The organism is Devosia sp. (assembly GCF_036563435.1).
Lineage (GTDB): Bacteria > Pseudomonadota > Alphaproteobacteria > Rhizobiales > Devosiaceae > Devosia.
The window spans coordinates 696776-719942 of sequence record NZ_DATCMJ010000018.1 but is presented as its reverse complement, the minus strand read 5'-3'; the positions used below and the strand labels follow the sequence as shown (position 1 = coordinate 719942).

22 protein-coding genes are annotated in these 23167 nt (G+C 62.9%); 11 read left to right on the top strand and 11 right to left on the bottom strand.

The annotated features are described in order from the left end of the window. Nucleotides 1–60: 60 nt before the first annotated feature. Nucleotides 61–1002: an L-threonylcarbamoyladenylate synthase gene (locus VIL88_RS15835; protein WP_331990553.1), complete on the top strand. Its 942-nt coding sequence runs from the start codon at nt 61–63 to the stop codon at nt 1000–1002. Nucleotides 1003–1201: 199 nt separating this feature from the next. Here VIL88_RS15835 and VIL88_RS15830 read toward each other — a convergent pair whose 3' ends face one another. Next, nucleotides 1202–2143, bottom strand: a complete 942-nt coding sequence (locus VIL88_RS15830; protein WP_331990718.1) for a J domain-containing protein — start codon at nt 2141–2143, stop codon at nt 1202–1204. A 105-nt stretch (nt 2144–2248) separates the two neighbouring features. Here VIL88_RS15830 and pdxH point away from each other — a divergent pair, with 105 nt between their 5' ends. Beyond that, the gene (gene pdxH / locus VIL88_RS15825) at nt 2249–2872 is read left to right on the top strand and encodes a pyridoxamine 5'-phosphate oxidase (protein WP_331990551.1); all 624 of its coding nucleotides are present in this window, start codon (nt 2249–2251) and stop codon (nt 2870–2872) included. A gap of 100 nt (nt 2873–2972) precedes the next feature. Beyond that, nucleotides 2973–3785, top strand: coding sequence for a DUF1499 domain-containing protein (locus VIL88_RS15820; protein ID WP_331990549.1), 813 nt, complete (start codon nt 2973–2975; stop codon nt 3783–3785). Nucleotides 3786–3799: 14 nt separating this feature from the next. On the opposite strand, the gene VIL88_RS15815 is transcribed toward VIL88_RS15820, so the two are convergent. Beyond that, the gene (locus VIL88_RS15815) at nt 3800–4717 is read right to left on the bottom strand and encodes an MBL fold metallo-hydrolase (RefSeq protein ID WP_331990547.1); all 918 of its coding nucleotides are present in this window, start codon (nt 4715–4717) and stop codon (nt 3800–3802) included. A gap of 96 nt (nt 4718–4813) precedes the next feature. Between VIL88_RS15815 and VIL88_RS15810 the strand changes: the two genes are divergently transcribed. The 3 genes from VIL88_RS15810 (at nt 4814) to VIL88_RS15800 (ending at nt 7653) form a co-directional block, all read left to right on the top strand. Continuing rightward, on the top strand, nt 4814–5425 hold the full coding sequence (locus tag VIL88_RS15810; protein ID WP_331990545.1) for a biotin transporter BioY: 612 nt from the start codon (nt 4814–4816) through the stop codon (nt 5423–5425). A gap of 76 nt (nt 5426–5501) precedes the next feature. Next, a complete protein-coding gene (locus VIL88_RS15805; protein ID WP_331990543.1) occupies nt 5502–6083 on the top strand; it encodes an HXXEE domain-containing protein in 582 nt (193 codons plus the stop codon). Between the two features lie 259 nt (nt 6084–6342). Further along, a complete protein-coding gene (locus tag VIL88_RS15800) occupies nt 6343–7653 on the top strand; it encodes a hypothetical protein (protein WP_331990541.1) in 1311 nt (436 codons plus the stop codon). A gap of 49 nt (nt 7654–7702) precedes the next feature. Here VIL88_RS15800 and VIL88_RS15795 read toward each other — a convergent pair whose 3' ends face one another. The 6 genes from VIL88_RS15795 to VIL88_RS15770 form a co-directional block, all read right to left on the bottom strand. Further along, nucleotides 7703–8134 carry an RbsD/FucU family protein gene (locus VIL88_RS15795; RefSeq protein ID WP_331990539.1) on the bottom strand — a complete coding sequence of 144 codons (432 nt, stop codon included), beginning with the start codon at nt 8132–8134 and terminating at the stop codon, nt 7703–7705. 76 nt (nt 8135–8210) lie between these two features. Next, complete coding sequence (locus VIL88_RS15790; protein WP_331990537.1) at nt 8211–9206, bottom strand: aldo/keto reductase; 996 nt, start codon at nt 9204–9206, stop codon at nt 8211–8213. Nucleotides 9207–9210: 4 nt separating this feature from the next. Continuing rightward, entirely contained in the window at nt 9211–10485 is a 1275-nt protein-coding gene (locus tag VIL88_RS15785; protein ID WP_331990535.1) for an L-fuconate dehydratase, read from the bottom strand. 168 nt (nt 10486–10653) lie between these two features. Next, entirely contained in the window at nt 10654–11601 is a 948-nt protein-coding gene (locus VIL88_RS15780) for an ABC transporter substrate-binding protein (RefSeq protein ID WP_331990533.1), read from the bottom strand. A gap of 83 nt (nt 11602–11684) precedes the next feature. Then, nucleotides 11685–12680, bottom strand: coding sequence for an ABC transporter permease (locus VIL88_RS15775; protein ID WP_331990531.1), 996 nt, complete (start codon nt 12678–12680; stop codon nt 11685–11687). 45 nt (nt 12681–12725) lie between these two features. Further along, complete coding sequence (locus VIL88_RS15770) at nt 12726–14279, bottom strand: sugar ABC transporter ATP-binding protein (RefSeq protein ID WP_331990529.1); 1554 nt, start codon at nt 14277–14279, stop codon at nt 12726–12728. A gap of 165 nt (nt 14280–14444) precedes the next feature. Between VIL88_RS15770 and VIL88_RS15765 the strand changes: the two genes are divergently transcribed. Together VIL88_RS15765 and VIL88_RS15760 are read left to right on the top strand one after the other, a co-directional pair. Next, the gene (locus tag VIL88_RS15765) at nt 14445–15137 is read left to right on the top strand and encodes a FadR/GntR family transcriptional regulator (RefSeq protein WP_331990527.1); all 693 of its coding nucleotides are present in this window, start codon (nt 14445–14447) and stop codon (nt 15135–15137) included. 31 nt (nt 15138–15168) lie between these two features. Continuing rightward, the gene (locus VIL88_RS15760) at nt 15169–16182 is read left to right on the top strand and encodes a zinc-binding alcohol dehydrogenase family protein (protein ID WP_331990525.1); all 1014 of its coding nucleotides are present in this window, start codon (nt 15169–15171) and stop codon (nt 16180–16182) included. 113 nt (nt 16183–16295) lie between these two features. Here the strand turns inward: VIL88_RS15760 and VIL88_RS15755 are convergent, their stop codons facing one another. From VIL88_RS15755 to VIL88_RS15745, 3 genes are all read right to left on the bottom strand, one after another. Next, nucleotides 16296–17168, bottom strand: a complete 873-nt coding sequence (locus VIL88_RS15755; protein ID WP_331990523.1) for a sugar phosphate isomerase/epimerase — start codon at nt 17166–17168, stop codon at nt 16296–16298. Further along, nucleotides 17165–18118, bottom strand: coding sequence for a zinc-binding dehydrogenase (locus tag VIL88_RS15750; RefSeq protein WP_331990521.1), 954 nt, complete (start codon nt 18116–18118; stop codon nt 17165–17167). Before VIL88_RS15750 ends, VIL88_RS15755 begins: the two co-directional genes overlap by 4 nt. A gap of 221 nt (nt 18119–18339) precedes the next feature. Then, nucleotides 18340–19362, bottom strand: coding sequence for a LacI family DNA-binding transcriptional regulator (locus VIL88_RS15745; RefSeq protein WP_331990519.1), 1023 nt, complete (start codon nt 19360–19362; stop codon nt 18340–18342). A 192-nt stretch (nt 19363–19554) separates the two neighbouring features. On the opposite strand from VIL88_RS15745, the gene VIL88_RS15740 reads away from it, so the two are divergent. The 3 genes from VIL88_RS15740 to VIL88_RS15730 all read left to right on the top strand — a co-directional run bounded on the left by VIL88_RS15740 (nt 19555) and on the right by VIL88_RS15730 (nt 23116). Further along, the gene (locus VIL88_RS15740) at nt 19555–21096 is read left to right on the top strand and encodes a sugar ABC transporter ATP-binding protein (RefSeq protein WP_331990517.1); all 1542 of its coding nucleotides are present in this window, start codon (nt 19555–19557) and stop codon (nt 21094–21096) included. Next, the gene (locus VIL88_RS15735; RefSeq protein ID WP_331990514.1) at nt 21077–22096 is read left to right on the top strand and encodes an ABC transporter permease; all 1020 of its coding nucleotides are present in this window, start codon (nt 21077–21079) and stop codon (nt 22094–22096) included. Before VIL88_RS15740 ends, VIL88_RS15735 begins: the two co-directional genes overlap by 20 nt. Before the next feature lie 69 nt (nt 22097–22165). After that, on the top strand, nt 22166–23116 hold the full coding sequence (locus VIL88_RS15730) for a substrate-binding domain-containing protein (RefSeq protein ID WP_331990512.1): 951 nt from the start codon (nt 22166–22168) through the stop codon (nt 23114–23116). Nucleotides 23117–23167 lie beyond the last annotated feature (51 nt).

Sequence of the window (23167 nt, the reverse complement as noted above, 5' to 3'; positions counted from 1 at the left end):
AAATCTCCTGATCGGAGCGATCGTCTTGACGCGCCGGGGCGGCATTGTCAAACAACGCGCATGATCCCGACCTCAACCGATCCAAGCACCGTCGCGGAAGCTGCCGCCATCCTGCGCGCGGGCAGGCTCTGCGCCTTCGCGACCGAGACCGTCTATGGCCTGGGCGCCGACGCCACGAATGCCGATGCGGTGCTGTCGATCTACGAGACCAAGGGGCGGCCGCGGTTCAATCCGTTGATCATCCACTGCGCTGACTTGGCCATGGCCGAGACCGTAGCCGAATTCTCGCCCTTTGCGCGCAAGGTTGCGGCGCTGTGGCCGGCTAGCCTGACGCTGGTTCTGCCGGCAAGACCAAACAACGGCCTTGCCGATGTGGCAACGGCCGGGCTCGACACGGTGGCGATCCGCATTCCCGATCATCCAATAGCGTTGGACTTGATCCGCGCTGTGGGACGGCCTCTGGCTGCGCCATCGGCCAACCCCTCCGGCCGCTTGTCGCCGACTACCGCCGACCAGGTGCGGCAGGGTTTTGGCGGGAGGGTGCCGGTGCTGGATGGCGGGCCATGCCAGGCGGGGGTGGAGTCCACGATCCTGCGGATCCAGGGGGAGCGGCTGGTCCAGCTCCGGGCCGGAGCGGTCGCGCGTGAGGAGGTCGAGCGCGCGCTTGGGGTGGAAGTTGCCGTTGCTGCAGGCGATGCGGCAATTGCGGCGCCTGGGATGCTGGCGAGCCATTATGCGCCCAATGCGCAGATGCGGCTCAATAGCGGACCGCGGGAGGAGGAGGCCTATCTGGCCTTTGGTGCTGCACCACAGTTTGCGGGCATAGTGCGCAACCTGTCGCCGAGCGGCGACCTGCGCGAGGCAGCCCGGAACCTCTTTTCCATGTTGCACGAACTGGATGCGATGGGTGTTGGTACGATCGCGGTGGCGCCGATTCCTGACGAGGGGCTGGGCGAGGCCATCAATGATCGCTTGCGCCGGGCTGCAGCGCCGCGGGGGTGAAGTGCCCACGCCCTCGTGGTTCGAGGCTCGTGAAGAACTCGCACCTCACCATGAGGGCTACTGCGAGCACGATGTGGACTTCTGCCAGCCGTCATCCTCGGGCTTGACCCGTGGGGGCTGCATTTGGGCTGCGTATCTCAAGTGAAGAGCCCTCGGGTCGAGCCCGAGGGTGACGATTGGGGGTAGGGTCGTTTCGTGACTAATCCCGGACCTTGTAGGGCTTCTGGTCGCGCATGAAGCGGGCGAGGGCCTCGAGGTCGGCGTCGCCGCCGGGGGGCAGGATGACCTTGAGGTTGACGTACAGGTCGCCGTCGCCATAGAGGCCCTTGCCCTTGAGGCGGAGCGCCTTGCCGGTGTCGATGCCCGGGGGCAGGTTGAGCTCGACGGAGCCGTCCAACGTCGGGACGCGGACCTTGGCGCCCAGCACCGCCTCGTAGAGGGTGATCGGCACGTCGGTGCGCAGGTCTGCGCCATCGCGGCGGAACTGCTTGGATTTCTCGAAGCGGATGGTGACAAGGGCGTCGCCGGGCTCGCCCATTCCAGGTGACCCCTGGCCCTTGAGGCGCACCTGCTGGCCCTCTTCGAGCTTTTCGGGCAGCTTGACCGACAGCATCTTGCCGCTGGGCATGCGCACCGAGATCGAGCCGCCGCGATGCGCCTCTTCCAGCGAGACCGTGGCATTGACCACGATGTCTTCGCCCTTGAGGCTGCGCCCGCCGCCACCGGCGGCTGCACCGGCAAACGGGTCCCACTGGGCCCCGCCTGCAGCTCCGCGGGGGCCGCCACGCTGCTGGCCGCCAAAGCCGCTCATGAATTCCTTGAGGATGTCTTCGGCAGAGAAGCCACCGGCACCGGCGGCACCGGGCCGGGCACCGCGCGTGCCGCCAAAGCCGCCCGGATTGAAGCCGGCGAATTTGGGATTGCCATCGGCATCGATCTCGCCGCGGTCATACTGGGCGCGCTTTTCGGCGTCGTTGAGCAGATCATAAGCATTGGTCGCCTCGGCGAACTTGCCGTGGGCCGAGGGATCATCCGGATTTTGATCGGGGTGATACTTCTTGGCCAGCTTGCGATAGGCGGACTTGATGTCCTTCTCGCCGGCTGATCTTGGCACCCCAAGCACGGTATAGGGATCGCGCATTTGGTCCATTCAATGTCTAGGGCGTTGCTTCGCCTGATGTTCGGGTCCTATATGGCCACGCCCCCACGCCTTGTCTAGTTCCAGCCGCAAAGGGATGTTCCGACCATGCTGCAAACGCTGACCGAACGCTTGTTTGACGATGGCGATCGCGCCGATCTCGATCCCTTCGCGCTGTTCGAGGAATGGTTTGCGTTGGCGCAGGAGGCGGAGCCCAACGACCCCCATGCCATGGCGCTGGCCAGCGTGGACGAGGACGGCATGCCCGACGTGCGCATGGTGCTGCTCAATGCCCGCGACACCCGCGGCTTCTGCTTTTTCACCAATTTCGAAAGCGCCAAGGGCCGGCAGCTGCTCAACCAGCCCAAGGCCGCCATGCTGATGCATTGGAAGTCGCTGCGGCGCCAGATCCGGGTGCGGGGACCGGTCGAGGTCGTTACGCCCGCCGAAGCCGACCAGTACTTTGCCAGCAGGCACAAGGGCAGCCAGATCGCCTCGTCCGTGTCGGACCAGTCGCGGCCGCTCGACAGGCGTGAAACGCTGGAAGCGAGAGTGGCGGCGTTGACCGAAAAGGTCGGCGACGGTCCGGTCACCCGTCCGGCACATTGGTCGGGGTTCCGCATCGTTCCCACCAGCATCGAGTTCTGGAAGGACGGCCAGTATCGTCTCCACGACCGGGTGCGCTTCGTGCGCGACGGGGCTGGCTGGAGCAGCACGCGGCTCTATCCCTGAGCGCCAGTAGAGAGCGCCGGGAACGAACCACCAATCCGGCAATTCTTCAAACTCGCGCAACACCTGGCGGCTAGGATGCCGCGGGTTCAAAGGGGCGGCCTTGCGCATACTGATCCGTACATCGCGAATGGCAATCTGGGCGCGGCGGCTGGGCAGCGTGGCCATACCCCTGGTCATCATCGCCGTCCTGCTGCATCGCTTCCGGCTGATCACCAGCGACCTCTTCATGGCTGCAGCCATCACCGCCGGGCTTGTCGCCCTGGTGGCGGTGCTGGTCTCGCTCCTGGCGCTGGCGCGGCTCTGGTGGTCGGGCGACCAGGGCTGGGGCAAGGCCTTGGCGGGCCTCCTGTTCGGCACCATCGCCCTGATGCCCTTTCTTTATTTCGGCAGCCTGGCCATGCGTTATCCGGCGGTGACCGATATCGCTACCGCTGCCCGCGATGCCATGCCGCTGATGTTCGAGCCGGGCACGGCCGCCATGCCCCCGCCGCGCATGCTCTCGGCCGTGCAGATGGCCGAGGAGTTTCCCAACGTCGAGACCCGCACCTATCCGCTGGGAATCATACCGACCTTCGCATTGGTGCAGCAGCTTGTGGCCGACAATGGCTGGGACGTGCGGCGGCTGAGCGAACCGGGCGAGGTGGGGCAGGTCAATGCGCAGATCATGACCTTGCCGGGCTGGCGCGAAGAGGTGGTGGTGCGCGTCACCGGCAGCGCCGACCAGTCGGCAGTGGACATGCGTTCGGCCTCGCTGCACGCGCTGCACGACTTTGGCAGCAATGGGCAGCGGATCGAGGCGTTCCTCGCTGCCTTGGATGAGGCCGTGACTACGACCTTGCGCGACAATCCCGCAGCCAACCAGCCTGCCGAAGCGGACAGCGAAGCCGAGGCGCCCGCGCCGCAAGCGCAATAGGTTGTGCCGGACGGCTAGTTCCGTCGGGGCGTGAGCCGCAGGCCCAAGAGGCCGCGGCCGACGGTGAGAAGGCCGCGCTCGGCCAGGTATTCCACATGAGCGCGAATGGTCATGGCCGCGGCCAGGCGGACCGCTACCGGCTGCTGCGGATAGATGCTGCGCACCACGGCGCCGATGCTGCGCGCGCCGGACTGGACTGCCGCCAGCACCTGCTGGTTGCGCATTTCGCGATGTTGCCGCAGCGCCTGTGCATAGGCAGGGCCGTCGGCAATGGGGCCGCCATGGGCGGGGAGATACTGCCGGCATTGGAGGGCGATGACCTTGTCCAGGGACGCAAGGTAATCGGCCATGGATCCGTCGGGCACGGAAACCAGGGTCGAGTTCCAGCCCATGACATGGTCGCCGCTGAGGAGAATGTCGCCGGCGGCGAAGGCGAGGTGATTGGCGCAATGGCCGGGCGTGGCATGCACCACGAGGGGCAGGTCGCCCGCAAGGATCGACTCGCCGTCACGCAGGACCCGGTCCGGCACGAGGTCCCAGTCGCAGGAGTTGCGGATTGGATTGCGCTCGAATCGCCCGAGCGGGCGCGACAGACGATGCCGGCCGCCGAACCAGAGCGGCGCACGCAGTTCGGCGGCTAGCTGGCGGGCACCGGCACTGTGGTCGCGATGGGTGTGGGTCAGAATAATGGCGTCCACCGTCCGCTCGCCGATGGCGCGGTGGAGGGCCGCACGGTGCCGCGGGTCGTCCGGGCCCGGATCAAGCACGGCAAGCCGCTCCCGGCCAAGGAGGAAGCTGTTGGTGCCGGTGAAGGTATAGGCGCTGGCATTGGGCGCGGTGACGCGCGTGATCCCCGGTGCAACCGCCACGGCCTCGCCGGACTGCGGATCGAAATCCTTCTGAAAGGGAAGGGAGGGAACAGGCGATGCCATTGCGCTCACTTTGGCGAGAGATTAAGACGGTGGTGAATGAACGCCAGGGCGGCCCGGGAGGGGACGCCGGTTCGATCTAAGCATGGAAGGTACGAAATGGCCGTGACTTTGACCACGCCCAACACGCTGCTCGGCGTGTTCCAGCCCAAGGGCGATGCTGCCAAGCTGGCATCCAATCTCGCAACCGTTGTGCTCGGCACGCTGCTCATCACCATTTGCGCCAAGATCAACGTGCCGGTCTGGCCGGTGCCGGTGACGCTGCAGAGCTTTGCCATCGCAGCACTTGCTGCAGCCTTTGGCCTGCGCATCGGCGTGGCAACTGTCGCCCTCTACCTCCTCGAAGGCGCCTTGGGCCTGCCGGTCTTTGCCACCGGCGGCGGCCTCGCCTACCTCGTCGGTCCGACCGGCGGTTTCCTCCTCGGCTTCCTGGTTCTCGCCGCGGCCGTTGGCTATGCAACCGACCGCGGTGCCTCGGGCAAGCCGCTGACCCTGTTTGTGGCCATGGTGGCCGCCGAGGCCGTGCTGCTGGTGCTGGGCTTTGTCTGGCTGCTGGCGCTTTCGGGCCAAGCGGGCTGGATCGACCAGAACAACGTCGTCGCCTCCGCCTTTGCCGGCGCCATCCAGCCCTTCGTGGTCTGGGACATCCTCAAGATGGCCCTGGCGGCCCTGACCGTCACCGGTCTCTGGAACCTTGCTGCCAAGCGGTAAGCGCTGCGGAGAGGAATGTCGAAGGCCGGCCATGTGCCGGCCTTTTGCTTTTCTGGCTTGGGAAGGGAGCGAAGCCATGCTGCGACGTCTGATCGCCAACTGGGTCTATGGGGGCTTTCTGGCTGCCCTTTTGCTGCTGGTGCTGACGCCGGTGCTGGCGCAAGGCTGGCCGCTGGCGCTGACGCTCGTCTTCCTCGTCATTCCAACCTATATGCTGCACCAATACGAGGAACATGACGACGACCGCTTTCACCGGGCCGTCAATCAGCTCATGGGGCAGGGCCGGGATGTGCTCCCCTCGAGGGCGATCTTCCTCATCAATGTTCCCCTAGTCTGGAGCGTCAATGCCTGGGTCTTTGCCGCCGCCCGGTCCGACCTGGGCTGGGGGTTGATCGGGCTCTATACGCTGCTGGCCAATGCGCTGGTCCATATCGTGCCGGCTGTCGCAACCCGCCGTTACAATCCGGGCCTGATCACCGCAGTTATCCTGTTCCTGCCGCTGGGCCTCTGGGGCAGCCAGGCCGTATTGGCCGCTACTCCTGTGACGCTGCTGCAGCAGATCGTTGCCATCGCCGTTGCCGTGGGCGTGCATGTCGGCATCGTGCTTTATGTGCAGTCAAATGTTCGCCGCCTGCGCGGCAGGGGCAGGGCGGCGTAAGGGCGCAAACGCAAAACCCGGCCTCTGGGAGCGAACCTCTTTGCACTGAAGCCAGGGAGTGCGCCCAGTAGATCAGCGGGTCCCGTCATGAAGGGTCACCAGAATGCACACCCGATACGATTTTGCACTAGACGCATGAAGTCGGCACTCGTGGCATAGCGCTGTTTCAGCCGTGTGCCATGCTGCCCCGAGTGTATCTAGTGCGCGAGGATCGAGGCTCCCACGCCTCGTGCGGGCATCGAAACGGGAGGAGACACCGATGGCAAGGATGCTGTCCATAAGCTGCGTTAGCCTGTCGAGTGCCCTACTGGTCACCACCTCCGTTCCGGCTCTGGAGGCCATCACCTACAAGGGCACGGTGGGCCGCAGCGAGGTCATCGTCGAATTGAGCGACCCCGATGAAGGCATGATGGAGGGGCGTTACAGTTATCTTCGTGTTGGTGGCGACATCCCGCTGCACAATGTAGATGGCATCGACAGCTTTGAGTTTGCCGAAGAAGCGCCCTGCACTGAAGAGACCTGCATTGCTGACGAGAACGGCACCATCTCCGATCCGCCGATAGGCGCCCACTGGGCGCTCACCTTGGCAGCCGACGGGACCAGCCTGGAAGGTCAGTGGATACCGGTTGGCAAGAGTGGCAAGTCATTGGACATCCGGCTTGCTGAAATCGGCCGTCGCACCCTCCCGAAGGATACCGAAAACAGCCCGATGGGGCTGGCCGACAGTGCGTTCTTCCGCATTCATGCCTATGGCGATCCGGTTACAGCCGTGACGCATCCCTATGAACATGCCAAGATGGACGTGAGCCTTACGGAAGGTGCCATTCAGGATATCGATGGCTCCCAGCTTCGCTTCGTCACCGATCCACGGACCATCTTTGGTTTCCCGCGTGTTGTGGCGCTGGTCGATGGCAGCTCGCCCGATGCTGCCAACCGCGCTCTGGCGTCGCGCCATGCCGCAATCAATGTCGCCGCCTTTTCGTGCCTGAACAACGACTATGCCGGGTTCTCCTATTCGCCTTACGACTCCAGCATCGAGAGCGGCTCGCTTGGCGACTATGACGGGGAAATCATCGCCGTTTCCTATCTCTCCCCCACGGTGATGGGCTGGACCGAAGCGGGCAGCACCTGGTGCGGCGGCGCTCATCCCAACAATCATTTCGACAGCTTCATCATCGACGTGAAAACGGGGGGGACTTTGCCCCTCGGCCGAGTGTTCAAGCATTGGGTAGCCACGAGCCGGATCGAAGCCGACGCTGACAGTGCAATCGATCAGACGGCAGCATTGGCTGATCCTGACCAGTATCTCTGGGGCCCCGGAGAGCCCTTGATCGACTATGTCCTCGCGCATCACCGCCGCGAGGCATCGGAGGATTGCGACATCGACGAGTTGATCACCACAAACCTGGGAGTGCGCTTTGGCCCCGGCGACACAGCCATCTTCAGCCTCGAGGATCTGCCGCACGCCATCTTTGCCTGCACCGAGGACGTGCTCACCGTAAAACTGGCCGACATCCCCGAACTTCTGGCGCCCACCGCCAGCGAGTACTTCCCCAGCCTTGGACGGTGATGGCGAACCGCTTAGGCCATCTCGAAGTCAGCAGAGCATCCCATGCCGGCTAGGCCGGACGAATGACGCCCTTTTTGAGAATGATGTTGCCATAAAGACGGGTTTCGCCGGTCTGCACTACGCAGGTGGCCTTCTTGGCGCGGTCGTAAAAGGCGAAGCGTTCGATGGTCGAAAGGGTCTTGCCGGGTTCGTGGCGGGCAAGAAGGCTTTCGAACTCGCCGAAGATCGGCGGGCGGGCAGTGGGATCGCCGACCACCGCCATGCTGATGGCCGCTTCTTCAACGAAATCGTCTAACGGCATGACGCTAAGAATGGCATCGAGAATATCGGTCACCGGAATGCCATCGGCGCGAATGGTTCGGGGCCCCAGGAACTGGGCGGGGAAGTTTGCGTCCGCGAGCACGATTTCGTCGCCGTGGCCCATGGCACGAAGCACGAAAAGCAGTTCCGGACCGAGCAGGGGCGGGATGTTCTTGAGCATGGGTTCACCAAAGGAGTGTGCTGACGGGGGACAGGTTTGGCACCTCGCGCGAGTAGCGGAAGCTGCCAAATGGAGATCAAGCAGCTTGTGCCGACAATCCTTCTGCTTGGAGGTCTGCCCAAAGTTCCTTCGGAATTTCGGCGGATAGTCCGCTCAGATTGCGCTCGAGATTGCGCGTATTGGAAACGCCGAGAAGCACCGAGGCGACCACGTCGCTGCGGAAGGGGAAATGCAGTGCAGCGGTTGCAAGCGGGACGTTGTGCGCCTGGCAAACCTGCTCGATGCGCCGGGCGCGCGAGAGGATTTCCTCTGAGGCGGGGGCATAGTTGAACATGGCACCCGGCTTTGGTCCCGTCGCAAGAATGCCCGAATTGAACACGCCACCAACAACGAGGCTGGCACCACGCTGACGGCAAGCATCGAGCAGCGGGGCGGCGCCCGCGTGGTCGAGCAGTGAATAACGGCCGGCAAGAAGAAAGCAGTCGAGGTCGGCATGCTCAAGCGCATCGAGGCATACCTGCACTTCGTTCACTCCGAGTCCGATGGCCTTGACCAGCCCCTGGTCTCGAAGGTGCGTCATCGCCTTGAGGCCGCCATCAAAGGCGATAGGCTGCCAATGCTCGTTGGCGTCGCCATGGGTGTCGCGGCCGATGTCGTGCATGTAGAGCACGTCGATCTGGTCGAGGCCGAGGCGCTGCAGGCTGTCCTCGAAGGAGCGCATGATGCCGTCATAGCTGTAGTCATATTCCTGCTCGAAGGGCAGGGGATCGGCAAAGCCGTAGTCGGTCATGGTGCGACCGCGCAGCGGGGTCAGCAGACGCCCGACCTTGGTCGAGAGCACATAGCTGTCACGCGGCTTGTCGCGCAGGAAATCGCCCAGGCGCCGTTCGCTGAGTCCATGGCCATAGCGTGGTGCGGTGTCAAAGAAACGGATACCGGCCTCCCAGGAGCCCTGGAGAGTGGCTTCCGCGTCATCTCGTGTGGAGGGTTTGAACAGGTTGCCGATGCCGCCGCCGCCAAAGCTGATCGTGGTGACGTCGAGGCCGGTGCGGCCGAGGGGACGGGTTTGCATGGGGTCAGCCTCTGAACTCGTTAGCGGCAATGGATGCGGGTTTCATCTGGATGGAAAATCCTGGCCCCCTGGGGGGCATATAGGCCGCATTTTGGATGTCGCAGGGCTCAAGAAAATGCTCGTGCAGGTGGTCGACATACTCGATCACCCGGCCTTCCTTTGTGCCGGATACGACCAGATAATCGATCATCGACAGGTGCTGCACATATTCGCACAAGCCCACGCCACCGGCATGCGGCCAGACGGCTTTGCCATATTTGGCTGCCATCAGCAGCACGGAGAGCACCTCGTTGAGCCCGCCGATACGGCAGGCATCGATCTGCACGATGTCGATAGCATCGCGAGCGATGAACTGCTTGAAGAGGATGCGGTTCTGGCACATCTCGCCGGTGGCGACTTTCACCGGAGCGACCCCGTCGCGGATCTTGCGATGGCCTTCGACGTCGTCGGGGCTGGTCGGTTCTTCGATGAAGAATGGGTTGAAGGGCTTGAGCCGATTGACCCAGTCAATGGCCTGGTCGACTTCCCAGACCTGGTTGGCATCGATCATCAGGTAGCGATCGGGGCCCATTATCCTGCGCACGATCTCGAGGCGGCGGATGTCGTCGTCGAGGTCGCGGCCGACCTTCATCTTGATGTGGTTGAACCCGGCTTCGACCGCTTCGGTGGCAAGGCGCGTCAGCTTCTCGTTGCTATAGCCGAGCCAGCCGGCTGACGTGGTGTAGCAAGGGTAGCCTTCCGCCTTGAGGGTGGCAATGCGCTCGGACTTGCCGGCTTCGGCCTTGCGGAAGATGGCAAGAGCTTCATCGGGCGTGATGGCGTCGGTGAGGTAACGGAAGTCAATTATGGAAACGAGCTGCTCGGGACTCATCTCCGCGACATAGAGCCAGACTGGCTTGCCTGCCTCTTTGGCCAGCAAGTCCCAGACGGCGTTGACCACTGCGCCGGTCGCCAGGTGCATGGCCCCTTTGTCCGGGCCGATCCAGCGGAGTTGGCTGTCGCCGGTGACGTGCCGCCAAAAACGCCCTGGGTCAGCGGCGATCCAGTCTAGCTCCAGGCCAACGACACGGTCAGTCAGGGCCTTGATTGCAGCCACGACTACCTCGTTGCCACGCCCAATGGTGAAGGTAAGGCCGTGCCCCTCATGCGCTCCGTCCGTCGCCAGAACGACATAGGCAGCCGAATAGTCCGGGTCCGGGTTCATGGCGTCCGAGCCGTCCAGCGACTGGGACGTGGGGAAGCGCAGATCGTGCGTGGAAAGGCCGATGATCTTGGTCATGTTTCACCTTAGGCCGTCGAGCTGTCCACAGAGGAGGAGGTCGTTTTGGCTGTGGCGCCGGCCGGATAGAGCAGTGGGGCAGGCGCAGACGGAAAATCGGTTGCGCCTGGTCTTGGTGATCCTAGTGGAAGGCCGGGCAGCGAACGCCGCTGCCCGGCATCGTGGTTTTTAGTCGTAGAGCACGGCTGCGATTTCTTCGTCAGCCATGTTGGATTTGTCGTAGTAGAAGAAGCCTGTGTCGATGACCGGCGGCAGCGTCTCGCCCTTGAGCGCGCTGATGGCGGCCTTAACGGTTTCGTAGCCGATGCCGACCGGGTTCTGGGTGATGGAGCCGGTGATCACGCCGCTTTCGATGAAGGCCTTCTGGGCGGCGCCGGAGTCATAGCCGATAACGACGATGTTGCTGCCCAGCTCCTGCTTACCATTGGCGACGCCGAGCACGGAGCCTTCATTGGCGCCGAAGATGCCCTTGAGATCTGGGTTGGCGAGAAGGATCGACTTGGTGATTTCGGTCGACTGCAGCTGGTCTCCGCCGCCATACTGTACCGAGACCACTTCGATATCGGGATAGGCTTCTTCGATACGATTGGTGAAGCCTTCGACGCGGTCGATGCCGGTGCGGCTGGTCTGGTCATGGGCAACCACGGCGACCTTGCCTTCGCCGCCGATGAGTTCGGCCATTTTGTCGGCGGCCAGGGCGGCAGCCGCGACGTTATCGGTGGTGGCGGTGGTGAGCGGAATATCGCTGTCGACGCCGGAGTCAAAGGCGATGATCGGGATATTGGCGCCCTTGGCCTGTTCAAGGAGCGGCGTTGCTGCCTGGCTGTCGAGGGCGGCAAGGCCGATCGCGTCCGGCTGGCGCGACAGGGCGGCAGCGAGCATGTCGAGCTGGCGATCGACCTGCGATTCCGTTTCCGGACCTTCGAAGGTGACATTGGCGCCAAACTCGGCGGCTGCCTTATCGGCACCGGCCTTCACGGCCTGCCAGAACTGGTGCTGGAAGCCCTTGGAGATAAGAGCGATGTCGTAACTGTCCTGCGCGAAAGCCGGGCCGTTAGCGGCGGCCAGCATGGCCACGGCGCTGATGGCGCCGAGCAGGGTGCGGCGAGTGAGCATGGTTTTCCTCCCAGATGCTGCGTTGAAGTCGTTTGGCATTTCTTGTTCTTGTTGGCGCCGTGTGCGCTGTTGGTGATCGGCGCCTAAAGTGCGCGGCGCCGCAGTATGTCGGCATAGACGGCCAGGATGATGATGCAGCCGGTCACCACCGTCTGCCATTCCTGGGCCACCGATAGGATGCGCAGGCCATTGGCCAGCACCGAAATGATCAGCGCGCCGATCAGCGTGCCGAGCACGGTGCCGCGGCCGCCCGAAAGCGAGGTGCCGCCGATGACCACGGCGGCGATGGCGTCGAGCTCGTAGCCCTGGCCAAGCGCCGGCTGGGCCGAGTTGAGGCGGCTGGCAATCAGGAGGCCCGCAACGCCGCAGATGGCGCCGGTGACCGAGTAGACCGCGATCTTCCAGCGATCGATGTTGACGCCGGAAAGACGCACGGCCTCCTCATTGCTGCCCAGGGCAAAGGTGTAGCGGCCAAGTGCGGTCTTAGAGAGCACGAAGGCGGCGACCAGCGCCACGGCGAAAAGGACGAGAACGCCATTGGGCAGTGGCACGCCTGGGAAGATGGAGCCGACCACCGAGCCAAGGGCGATCTGGTTGAAGCCAGGCGTGTCGTTGAAATAGATGGGCTTGGTGCCCGAGATCACCAGCGACAGGCCCTTAAGGATCAGCATCATGCCCAGGGTCGCGATGAAGGGCGGCACCTTGAGCTTGGCGATGACGGTGCCTGAAACGAGGCCGCTGGCCGCGCCGGCAAGGATTGCGCCGATTATGCCCAGCGGCAGCGGCAGGCCCCAATAGGTTAGAATAACGCCGGTTATGACGGCGCAAAAGGTCATCAGCGTGCCGACCGAAAGGTCGATGCCGCCGGTGATGATGACCAGCGTGGCGGCGATGGCAAGCACGCCATTGACCGATGTCGCCTGCAGGATCGCAAGGATATTCTGCGTCTGCATGAAGTTGGGCGAGGCGATCGAAAAGCCGACCACCAGCGCAATGAGGCCGGAAAAGGCGAGGAGCCGATGAAAGGCGCCGGAGATGCGCGGGCCGGTCTTGATGGCGGGGGCGGTGGTGTCGGTCATGCTGTTGCTCCCGAAAGGCGGACGGCGGCAAGGAGTGCGCGGAGATTAGCTGGCATGGCGCACCGCCGTGGCCGGTTCGCGCATTGTGGCAAGGCTCATGATTTCTTCCTGGCTGGCGCCGCCGGGCAGGATGCCGGTCAGGCGGCCTTCGCACATCACTGCAATGCGGTGCGACAGGCGGAGCACTTCGGGAAGTTCGGACGAGATGACGATGATGGCCTTGCCCTGCGCGGCAAGGGCGTTGAGCAGCTTATAGATTTCCGACTTGGCGCCGACATCGATGCCGCGGGTCGGCTCGTCAAAGATCAGGATATCGCAATCGCGCAGGAGCCACTTGGCGATGACCACCTTCTGCTGGTTGCCGCCGGAGAGGAGCCGCGCTTCCTGCGTGTCGCTGGGCGTCTTGATCGAGAGCTGGCGGATATAGCTCATTGCCTCGCGCTGCATGCCGGCTTCGTCGAGCACGCCAAAGGGGCCGGTGAAGCGCTCGAGGCTGGCCAGCGCCACATTGTTGCGAACGTCGAGGCCGGTGGCGAGGCCGAAATGCTTGCGGTCCTCGGAAAGGTAACCGATGCCTGCGGCGACGGCGTCCTTGGGCGAAGAGATGCCGACACGCTTGCCGTGGACCCAGATTTCGCCGCTTTCGCGCCGGTCTGCACCGAAGATGGCGCGGGCCACCTCGGTGCGGCCAGCGCCCATGAGGCCGGCAAAGCCCAGGATTTCGCCCTTGCGCACCGAAAAACTGACGTCGCGGATTTCGCGACCGCGATTGAGGCTACGTACTTCCAGTGCCACCGGCTCGTTGGTGGTATTGGGGATGACCAGCGCATCATTGGACAGGGTGCGGCCGACCATCATCGAGATGATGGTTTCGATCGGCGTATCGGCGCCCGGCACGGTGCCCACATATTCGCCGTCGCGCATAATGGTGACGCGGTCGGAGATGCGCTTGATCTCGTCCATCTTGTGGGAGATGTAGACGATGCCGACACCTTCGGCCTTGAGCCGGTTGATGATGGCAAAGAGTTCGGCAATCTCGGCATCATTAAGCGCTGCCGTCGGCTCGTCCATGATGAGGACGCGCGAGCGGTAGGACAGCGCCTTGGCGATTTCCACCATCTGCTGCTTGGCGATGGTCAGCGTTTCGACCCGAACCGTGGGCTCGAGCTTGAGGTTCATCGAGGCAAAAATGGCGGCGGCGTCGCGATTGAGCTGGCCTTCGTCCAGGATGCCGAAGCGGCGCGGTTCGCGGCCGATAAATATGTTCTGTGCGGCGGTCAGGTCCCGCATCAGCGCCAGTTCCTGGTGGATGATGCCGATGCCGAGGTCCTGCGCCTGGCGCGGCGAGGTGATCTCGACCGGCTGCCCATTCAGCAGAACCGTGCCGGCGTCGCGGCTATAGACGCCCGAAAGGATCTTCATCAGCGTCGACTTGCCGGCGCCGTTCTCCCCCATAAGGGCGTGGACTTCGCCGGGCATCAGCTCGAAGCGCGCCTTGGAGAGGGCGCGGACGCCAGGAAAGGACTTGTCGATCTCGGTCATCGCGACCAGCGGCTGGGCACCGCCATGCGCGGACATAGGACGTCCCTGACCTGTCATCGAAGCTCTCCCTCCGCCAAGCTGCCCATCTGGTGCGGGCAAGTCGCGGCGTCCGGCAAGTCAAGTGGAAATCAGTCAGGCTGTCAAGTGGTCTTACCAGTAGACCAATGTGCTGGTTCGCGCTATGGTTTGGCTTGAGACGGCGGTGCCGCTCTCGGGGGAGCAATGAAACTTCAGGCCGTTTCCAACCGAAAACTTTACATCCAGATCGCGGACCAGATCCGCGAACAGATTCTTGCCGGCGCCGTAGAAGCGGGCCAGCAGTTGCCCTCCGAACGGGATCTGGCGCTGAGTCTCAACGTGTCCCGGCCTACTGTGCGTGAGGCGCTGATTGCGCTTGAAGTGGCGGGATTTATCGAGGTGCGAGTGGGCGTCGGGGCATTTGTTCGTGACCAGAGCAAAGGCGGGGCGGCCCTGCCGGACCAGGATCATTCACCGATCGAGATCATGCGGGTGCGCCGGATGCTCGAGCCCGATGCCGCAGCACTCGCCAGCCAGAACATTTCAGCCGAAGGCAAAACCCGCCTTGCGCTCAGCATCGATCGCATGGCGGCGGACAAGGCGCAAAACGTCTGGTCCACCGATAGTGACCGGATGATGCACATGACCATTGCCGATGCCTCGGGAAATTCTGTGCTGCGCGAGATGCTGGACCTCCTGTGGAACTCCCGGTCCGAAGTGGTGGATACGCGCTTTCACGAGCATCTGGCCGCCATGGCCGGGGTGCGCGAACACATTTTCAGCGACCACAGCAAGGTGGTCGACGCCATCGTCGCAGGCCATGCCGATGCCGCGCGCAATGCGATGGCGGCGCATCTCGACTTTGTCACTGCCGCGATGATGAAGGCGTGGGACTAATTCTCTTGCACGAAACGGAAAGAGCTTGGCCATGCAGGCGCTACGCATCACCCGGCCGGGAGTAGCCGAACTTGCCGACATCGATGTGCCTGCGCCCGGGCCCGGCGAAGTTGCCATCGACATCGCTTATGTCGGGTATTGCGGCTCCGACCTGACCTCCTATCGCGGGCTTAACCCGCTGGTGAGCTACCCACGGGTGCCCGGCCACGAGATTGCCGGCACCATTGCGGCGGTAAGTCCAGATGTGACGGGGCTCGGCGTAGGGCAGCCGGTCACCGTCATCCCCTATTTCAACTGCGGCACTTGCAAGGCGTGTCGCGGCGGAAGACCTAATGCCTGTTCCTCCAACCAGACCATGGGTGTGCAACGCGAAGGCGCCATGACCGGCAGGATCGTCGTTCCGGCAGGCAAAGTGCTCCCGGTCGATGGCATGCCGCTGCGTGATCTCGCGCTGATCGAACCTTGTGCGGTTGGCTTTCACGCCGTCCGCCGCGCCGGTATTGCGGCGGCAGAAACGGTGCTCGTGCTCGGCTGCGGCATGATCGGGCTCGGTATCATCATGGGTGCGTTGAGGGCAGGAGCGACTGTCATCGCAGCGGACCTGAGCCCTACCAAACTCGACGTTGCCAAGGCTCTCGGTGCTTCGCATGTGCTAGAAGGCGGTGCTGACTTGCCGCAGCGCGTCCGGGCGATTGTCCCGGAAGGCCCTGACGTGGTGATCGAGGCAGTGGGGGCGGAAGCGACCTTTCTCCAGGCCGTCGACATTGTCGCCCCGACGGGACGGGTGGTCTATGTCGGCTATGCCAAGGCGCCGATCGCTTACGACACCAAGATGTTCCTGACCAAAGAGATCGATATTCGCGGCTCGCGCAATGCTTTACCGGAAGACTTCGAGGCGGTGGTTGACTGGCTGGGAGCGCATCCGGGCGCCGGCGATCTGGTCGTCACCAAGACGGTGAGCATCAGCGAAGCGCCACAGGCTCTTGAAGCATGGCATCAGGCCCCAGGTGACTTCACCAAGGTGCTCGTGAAGCTGGCCGTCTGACGTCGCCGCTGACGCACCGGCTGTGATGTCGCGCCGCGACCAAGGCCGGCAACGCCGCGTCCACCACCTGCTCGGCGATTTTGGGGGAAAGACCTTCCCCTCGTCGTAGCTGATCAAGTCAGATTCAGGGTGCGAGCCACGGACTTGATGTGGGCCAAGCCGCGTTGGTAGCCGGGCAGATCGAAATGCTCGAGCATCAGCGGCACGTCGCGACCGAGCTTGTGAAGCTCGGTGAGATAGGTCGCGTAGTCGAGATTGCCTTCGCCGGGCGGAACTTCGTCCATGTGGAAGGAGATCGTGCCCGGGCCCCCCTGCATGACGATGTCCTTGGCGTGGCATGAAACGATCCAAGGGCCTAAAAGGGCGAAGGCGTCGCGGATCAGGCGCCCGGTGTTGAAGTAGAGGCGCGGCGAGATCACCATGTTCACCGCGTCGATGTGGGCTCCGAAACCCGGCCGATCGATCGCCTTGATCAGCTTGAGGTAGTTTTCGGCTGTGTCGGTGACAAGCCACGGCACCATTTCAAGCGAGAACTTGGCGCGCTTTGGCTTCACCGCATCGATGACATAGCGGGCCGTGTCCACGGCGCGCTGGAAACCGGCCTCGCTTTGGTTGTCCGGATGCGGTCCGTAGTCGTAGTTGTCGCTCAGCTGCCATGGGTCGCCTGAGTGACCCACGGTGCCATGGAAGGCAACGCAGGCGCGTGCGCCCAGCTCGTCAGCCAGCGCCAGCTGGTGAACCGCGTAGTCGAGATTGGCTTTGCGCACCGTCTCGTCATGGGCGATCAGGTTGCGCCAGGCACCGCCTTCAGCGATCACCACATCGGCTGCGGCCATCGCCTTGACCACAGCAGCCACCTCGTCCTTGTTGTCGAGGCTGATATTGGGCATGTAGGCGGCATTGTAGCCGAACGCGACATGTGCCTGTGCATAGGCTTCCGGATCGCCTTGATAATCGATGCCGTAGCCGCCGATCCGCAGCGTCATAGTGCCTCCTCCAATGCGGAATGGCGCTGCCGCTTGTCTTCCGGCACGCCAGCCGGATAGAGCAGCACCTTGCCGCATGCGCCGGTTTCCTGGAGCGCGAAGGCCTTCTCGACATCGTCGAGCCCAAAGCGATGGGTGGTCAGCCGATCGAGCAGGGGCCGCGCATCGCGCACGCGCTGCATCATTGCGTCGCCGAAGCGATCGTGGTTCCAGTGCCAGCAGCCATGGATGTCCAGCCCCTTGCCGGTGATGCGTTTCACCGGCAACTCGCCCGACCAGGTGACAAAGGACAATCGTCCGCGGGCGCGGAGCAGTTCGAGGACCCGTGGCGGCGCCAGGGGATTGTTGCTGGTTTCGATCCCTGCATCGGCACCATAGCCACCTGTCAGCGCCTCTACCTGCTCAAGAAGATCGGGCGCTCTTGGATCAAGCACATGTTCCGCACCGAGCGCGCGGGCCAACTCGACGCGATAGGGGTGGAGCTCGAGGGCAATAACCCTGGCACCGATGGTACTCGCATTGATCACGGCTCCGAGGCCAACCGCGCCGCAACCGGAGACCAGGACCGTTTCCCCTGCCACAACCCCCATCCGTTCCATGGCGGTAAAGCTGGGTCCCAGGGCGCAAACAGCCATGGCCGCGTGGTCGGTCTCAATGTCGTCGGGCACCTTGTGCAGCAGGTAATCGGGTTTCAGCAGATAATCGGAATAGGTCCCAATGCCGCTGCTCGATCCCGTCTCAGCCAAGAGGTCCCGTTGCTGGGTGCAATGGATGTGCTCGCCCGCCTCACAGGCGGGGCAGGCGCCGCAGCCAGCATGCGGCATAACGATCACCCGGTCACCCGCCTTGAGCCGCGTCGACTGCGCCGCGTCGACAACCAGTCCGACCGCTTCGTGGCCGAGTTCACATGAATGAGTACCGGCCCGCCAGCCCTGCCATTCCGTGCACATGGGAGCAACAAGGATCTGTACCTTGACGACATTGTCATGGACATGCGGTTCGGTTCGCTCCGTCGCCTTCGCTTGGCGCGGACCGTCTATTTCTACGCTACGAATGTCTTCCTCCTCGATCAGCCATTTGGCCGCTCACTTCTTTGGTGAGTAGCTCATGCTAGTACCGTGAGGTACGTAAGGCAACGGGAGCTGTTTTGGACCGACTCTTCCAGAAACACCTAGATGCCCGGCGGTGACACTGAATTGCGCACGATGAGTTCGGCACGGAACAAGACTTCACGCGACTGCGGCTGTTCGCCTGCAAGCAGCGTGAGCAGCAATTCCATGGCGGCTTCGCCGATACGATGGCGGGGCTGCTTCATTGTCGTCAGGGAGGGCGACACAAAGCTCGAAAACGAGATGTCATCAAAACCCATAACCGAAAATTGTCGAGGCAGGTCATACCGCCGCGCGTTGAGCGCGATGATCACTCCCAGTGCCGTGGCATCGTTGACGCACAGAAACGCCGTTGGCAGGGCGTCTCGCACAAACATCAATTCGGCCGCGGCCCGGCCGCTTTCCGTCGTGCCATCGCCGTCGATAATGAGCCGGGGATCAATGGCGATGTTTGCGCCACTCAAAGCGGCGCGGTAGCCGTCTTCGCGGAGCCGATTGATCTCCCGGCCGGGCTTGCGGCCGATGAAGGCGATACGGCGATGGCCTTGGGATATCAGGTGTTCGGTTGCAACCCGCGAGCCTTCCAGATTGTCGACGCCCACAAATGGAATGTCGCTATCGGTGACAGGTTCGTTCACCGCCACCATTGGGGGGAGGCGCGCCTCTCCCGTGTCTTTGCCAAATCCATAGGGCAGGTGACCGGTAAAAAGGATGAGGCCATCGGCCTGGTTGGAACTGATGAAGCGCAGGTAGTCGGTCTCACGCGTCGCGTCGTTCTGCGTATTGCCGATAAGGACGCCATAGCCGCGCTTGCTGGCTTCGGTCTCGAGACCCACAAGGATGTTGGAGAAGTTTGGGTCGCCTACATCGGGCGCCAGGATCAGGATCATGTTGCTGCGGCGCATGCGCAGCGAACGGGCCATGGCATTGGTGGTGTAGCCGGTGCGGGCAATGGCTTCGTTGACGCGGCGCCGTGTCTCGTCGGCCACCTTTGTCGGCTCGTTGATAGCGCGGCTGACCGTTGCAATAGATACGCCGGCCAAGGCCGCGACGTCTTCGATGGTCGCCAGTTTCTGCTGTTGCACGTAAGAGCCCCGCCCACCCTCTGGCGCCGCGTGTTCCCGCCTTTAGCAGAAGCCGCAACCGGTGCCAGACCCTCCTGCTAGGGTTATCGTGTTTTGCACTTGTGTAAACCTTTACATCATTGATGAAAACCTTTACATCAAGGTCAGGAACGAAGAGCCAGCCAATGGCCGCGTTCAGGGGAGGGGTTCCAAATGAGCAGTGCCGACGGCGCGGCCGCATCGTCAATCCTGACTGCCAGCAGGATCTCTAAATCGTTTGGCGATATCCCGGTGCTGTTCAGTGTCGATTTTGACATCAAGCCCGGCGAAGTCCATGCCGTCATCGGCGAAAATGGCGCCGGTAAATCCACCCTCATCAAGATCCTTTCGGGCATCGAACAGCCGACCTCTGGATCGATCAGCTATGATGGCAAGACCGTGGTGCTCCCGCCCAATGGCGAAGCCGAAGCCATGGGCATCGTGCTCATCCACCAAGAACTGAACCTCGCCGAGCATTTGACAGTAGCCGACTCCATCTTCCTTGGTCGGGAACTGCGGAAGTGGGGCTTTCTCGACCTCAAGGAGATGCGCCGCCGCGCTGCCGATATCCTCGATACGCTGCACGTCCATGTCGATCCGGACGCTCGTATCAACACACTCTCGGTTGCCGACAAGCAGATGGTCGAAATCGCCAAAGCCATCAGCCGGGATGCGCGGGTGCTGATCATGGACGAACCGACGGCTGTGCTCTCGGTTGGCGAGACGCAGACGCTGTTCGAGCAGATCCGGCGTCTCACGGCGCGCGGCGTTGCGGTTATCTTCATCTCGCACAAGCTCGACGAGATCATGGAACTGGCCCAGCGCGTCACCGTGCTGCGCGACGGGCAACTGATCGCGACGATCGGGACAGAGAACCTCACGCCAGACTCAATTGCGCAGATGATGGTGGGGCGCGAACTGTCGAACCTCTATCCGCCCAAGCACGAGCCCGATGTGGATGCGCAGGTGGTGCTCAGCGTACGCGGGCTATCGGCGCCAGGTATTGCGGACATCTCATTCGACTTGCGCCGTGGCGAAATCCTCGGATTCGCCGGGCTGATCGGTTCTGGCCGAACCGCAGTGGCCGAAGCCATTGTTGGACTGACGCACAAAACTGCTGGGGAGGTCAGTCTCAACGGTCAGTCTGCGAACTACTCCGACGTCGGCAAGTCGGTCGATGCGGGCCTTGCCTATATGACCAAGGACCGCAAAGGTCGTGGGCTCCTCCTCAATGTCGGCCTCCAGCCGAACCTGACGCTGCTGACGCTCAAGAAACATCTGCGCGGCGGCTTCCTCGATGGCAAGAGCGAGGAGCGCGCGCTGGAGCGGGCGACGCGGCGCTTCGACATTCGCGCGCGCGACGCCTCCGTCCGCGTAGGGCAGCTTTCGGGCGGCAACCAGCAAAAGCTGATGCTGGGCAAGACCATGGAGAGCGAGCCCGACATCATCATCATGGACGAACCGACGCGCGGCATCGATGTCGGCACCAAGCAGCAGATCTACCACATCGTTGCGGCGCTGGCCGCCGAGGGCAAGTCGATCATCGTCATTTCCTCGGAAATGCAGGAGGTGATCGGGCTCAGCCACCGCGTCCTTGTCATGCGCAACGGGCGCCTAGCTGGCACGCTCGAGGGCAGCGAGATCGTGGAAGCAGAAATCATGCGGTACGCCGCAGGCATCAAAGGGGATGGGGACAATGAGCGTATCAGCGCATGAGGCAGCACGGCCGGCCAAGGGGTTCCGGCTCGACCTCAAGACTGCGGGTCCGCTGCTGGCGCTGATCCTGCTGGTGATCCTGGGCTATTCGCTCAACCCGCTGTTTCTGGCAGAGGGTAACGTCACCAACATCCTGACGCGCTCGGCCTTTATCGGCATCATTGCCGTGGGAGCGACATTCGTCATCACCGCCGGCGGCATCGACCTGTCGGTTGGCTCCATGGCGGCATTCATCGCCGGCGTCATGATTATCATGATGAACTGGGCAGTGGATTCCATGGGGGCCACCATCTGGACGGTTCTGCTGGGTATCGGCTGCTCGGTTATCCTCGGCGTGGGCGCCGGCTTCATCAACGGGTTTTTGACCACCAAGGCCAAGATCGAAGCCTTTATCGTGACACTGGGCACGATGGGCATCTATCGTTCGCTGGTCACCTACTTCGCCGATGGCGGCACGCTGTCGCTGGCTGGCGACGCGCGCGACATCTATCGCCCCGTCTACTATGACAGCTTCCTGCGCATTCCCTACCCGGTTTGGGTCTTTGTGCTCGTTGCCATCATCGGCTGGGTACTGATGAACCGCACCGCCTTTGGCCGCTACTGCATGGCCATCGGCTCCAACGAGCATGTCGCGCGCTACTCGGCCATCAAGGTCGATCGCGTCAAGACCTGGACCTATATCCTGCAGGGCCTTTGCGTCTCGCTGGCGACCATCATCTATGTGCCGCGCCTGGGCTCGGCGTCGGCGGCAACCGGCGTCCTTTGGGAACTGGAAGCCATTGCCGCGGTGATCATCGGCGGCACCATGCTCAAGGGCGGCTTTGGCCGTATCGGCGGCACGGTGATTGGCGCGCTGATCCTGACGTCCATCGGCAATATCCTCAATCTCACCGAGATCATCTCCAACTACCTCAATGGGGCAGTGCAGGGCGTGATCATCGTGGCAGCCGTTTACCTGCAGCGCGGCTCGCTGCAGACGCGCCGGAAGAAGGCCGACTAATTCCACGCTCCTAACGGGCGGGATCACCGGCGTCGCAAGGCGCCAAACATTGGTAGGGAGGACTTGAATATGTCTTTGAAGGCAATCGCATTGGGCCTGCTGGCAACCTCTGCCCTGGCTGGTGCAGCCGTGGCGCAGGACGAGCAGATCAAGATCGGCGTTTCCATTCCAGCGGCGACCCATGGCTTCATGGGTGGTCTCAACTGGCATGCCCAGGAGGCCGAGAAGCGCCTGGAAGAGCAGCACCCCAACATCGACCTGATCATCGTGACTGCCGATGGCCCGGAAGACCAGGCCTCGGATCTTGAGGATCTCGTATCCGTTCAGCAGATCGACGCACTTGTCGTTCTGCCGTTCGAATCCGAGCCGCTGACCGAACCGGTCCGCGCCGTTGCCGATACAGGTGCCTTCATCACGGTGGTCGATCGTGGCCTGACCGATACCTCGATCCAGGACGTCTATGTTTCGGGCAACAACACCGAAATGGGCGTGAACTCCGCTGAGTACATGAAGAGCCGCCTCAAGGAAGGCGACAACATCGTCATCCTGCGCGGCATCCCGACCGTTCTCGACACTGAGCGTTTCGACGCGTTCATGGGCGCCATGGAAGGCAGCGGCATCAACGTGCTCGACGATGAATTTGCCAACTGGAACCGCGATGACGGCTTCGAAGTGATGCAGGACTTCCTGTCGCGCTTCCCCGATATCGACGGCGTCTGGGCCCAGGACGACGACATCACGCTCGGTGTGGTCGAAGCCATCAAGCAGGCTGGCCGTGAAGACGAAATGTTCGTGGTCGGCGGCGCCGGCATGAAGGAAATCATCAAAGGCGTGATGGACGGCGACACGCTCGTGCCGGTTGACGTGCTGTACCCGCCGGCACAGATCGCGACCGCCATGGACGTGACGGTTGCTCACTTCACCTCCAATGGCCCGGTCACTGGCTCCTATATCCTCGGCGCGCCCTTGATCACGCAGGAAAACGCCGAACAGTTCTACTTCGCAGACTCGCCTTACTGATCTTTCGGAAAAATTGTGAAGGGGCGCGATCAGGCGCCCCTTCTCAAGCCC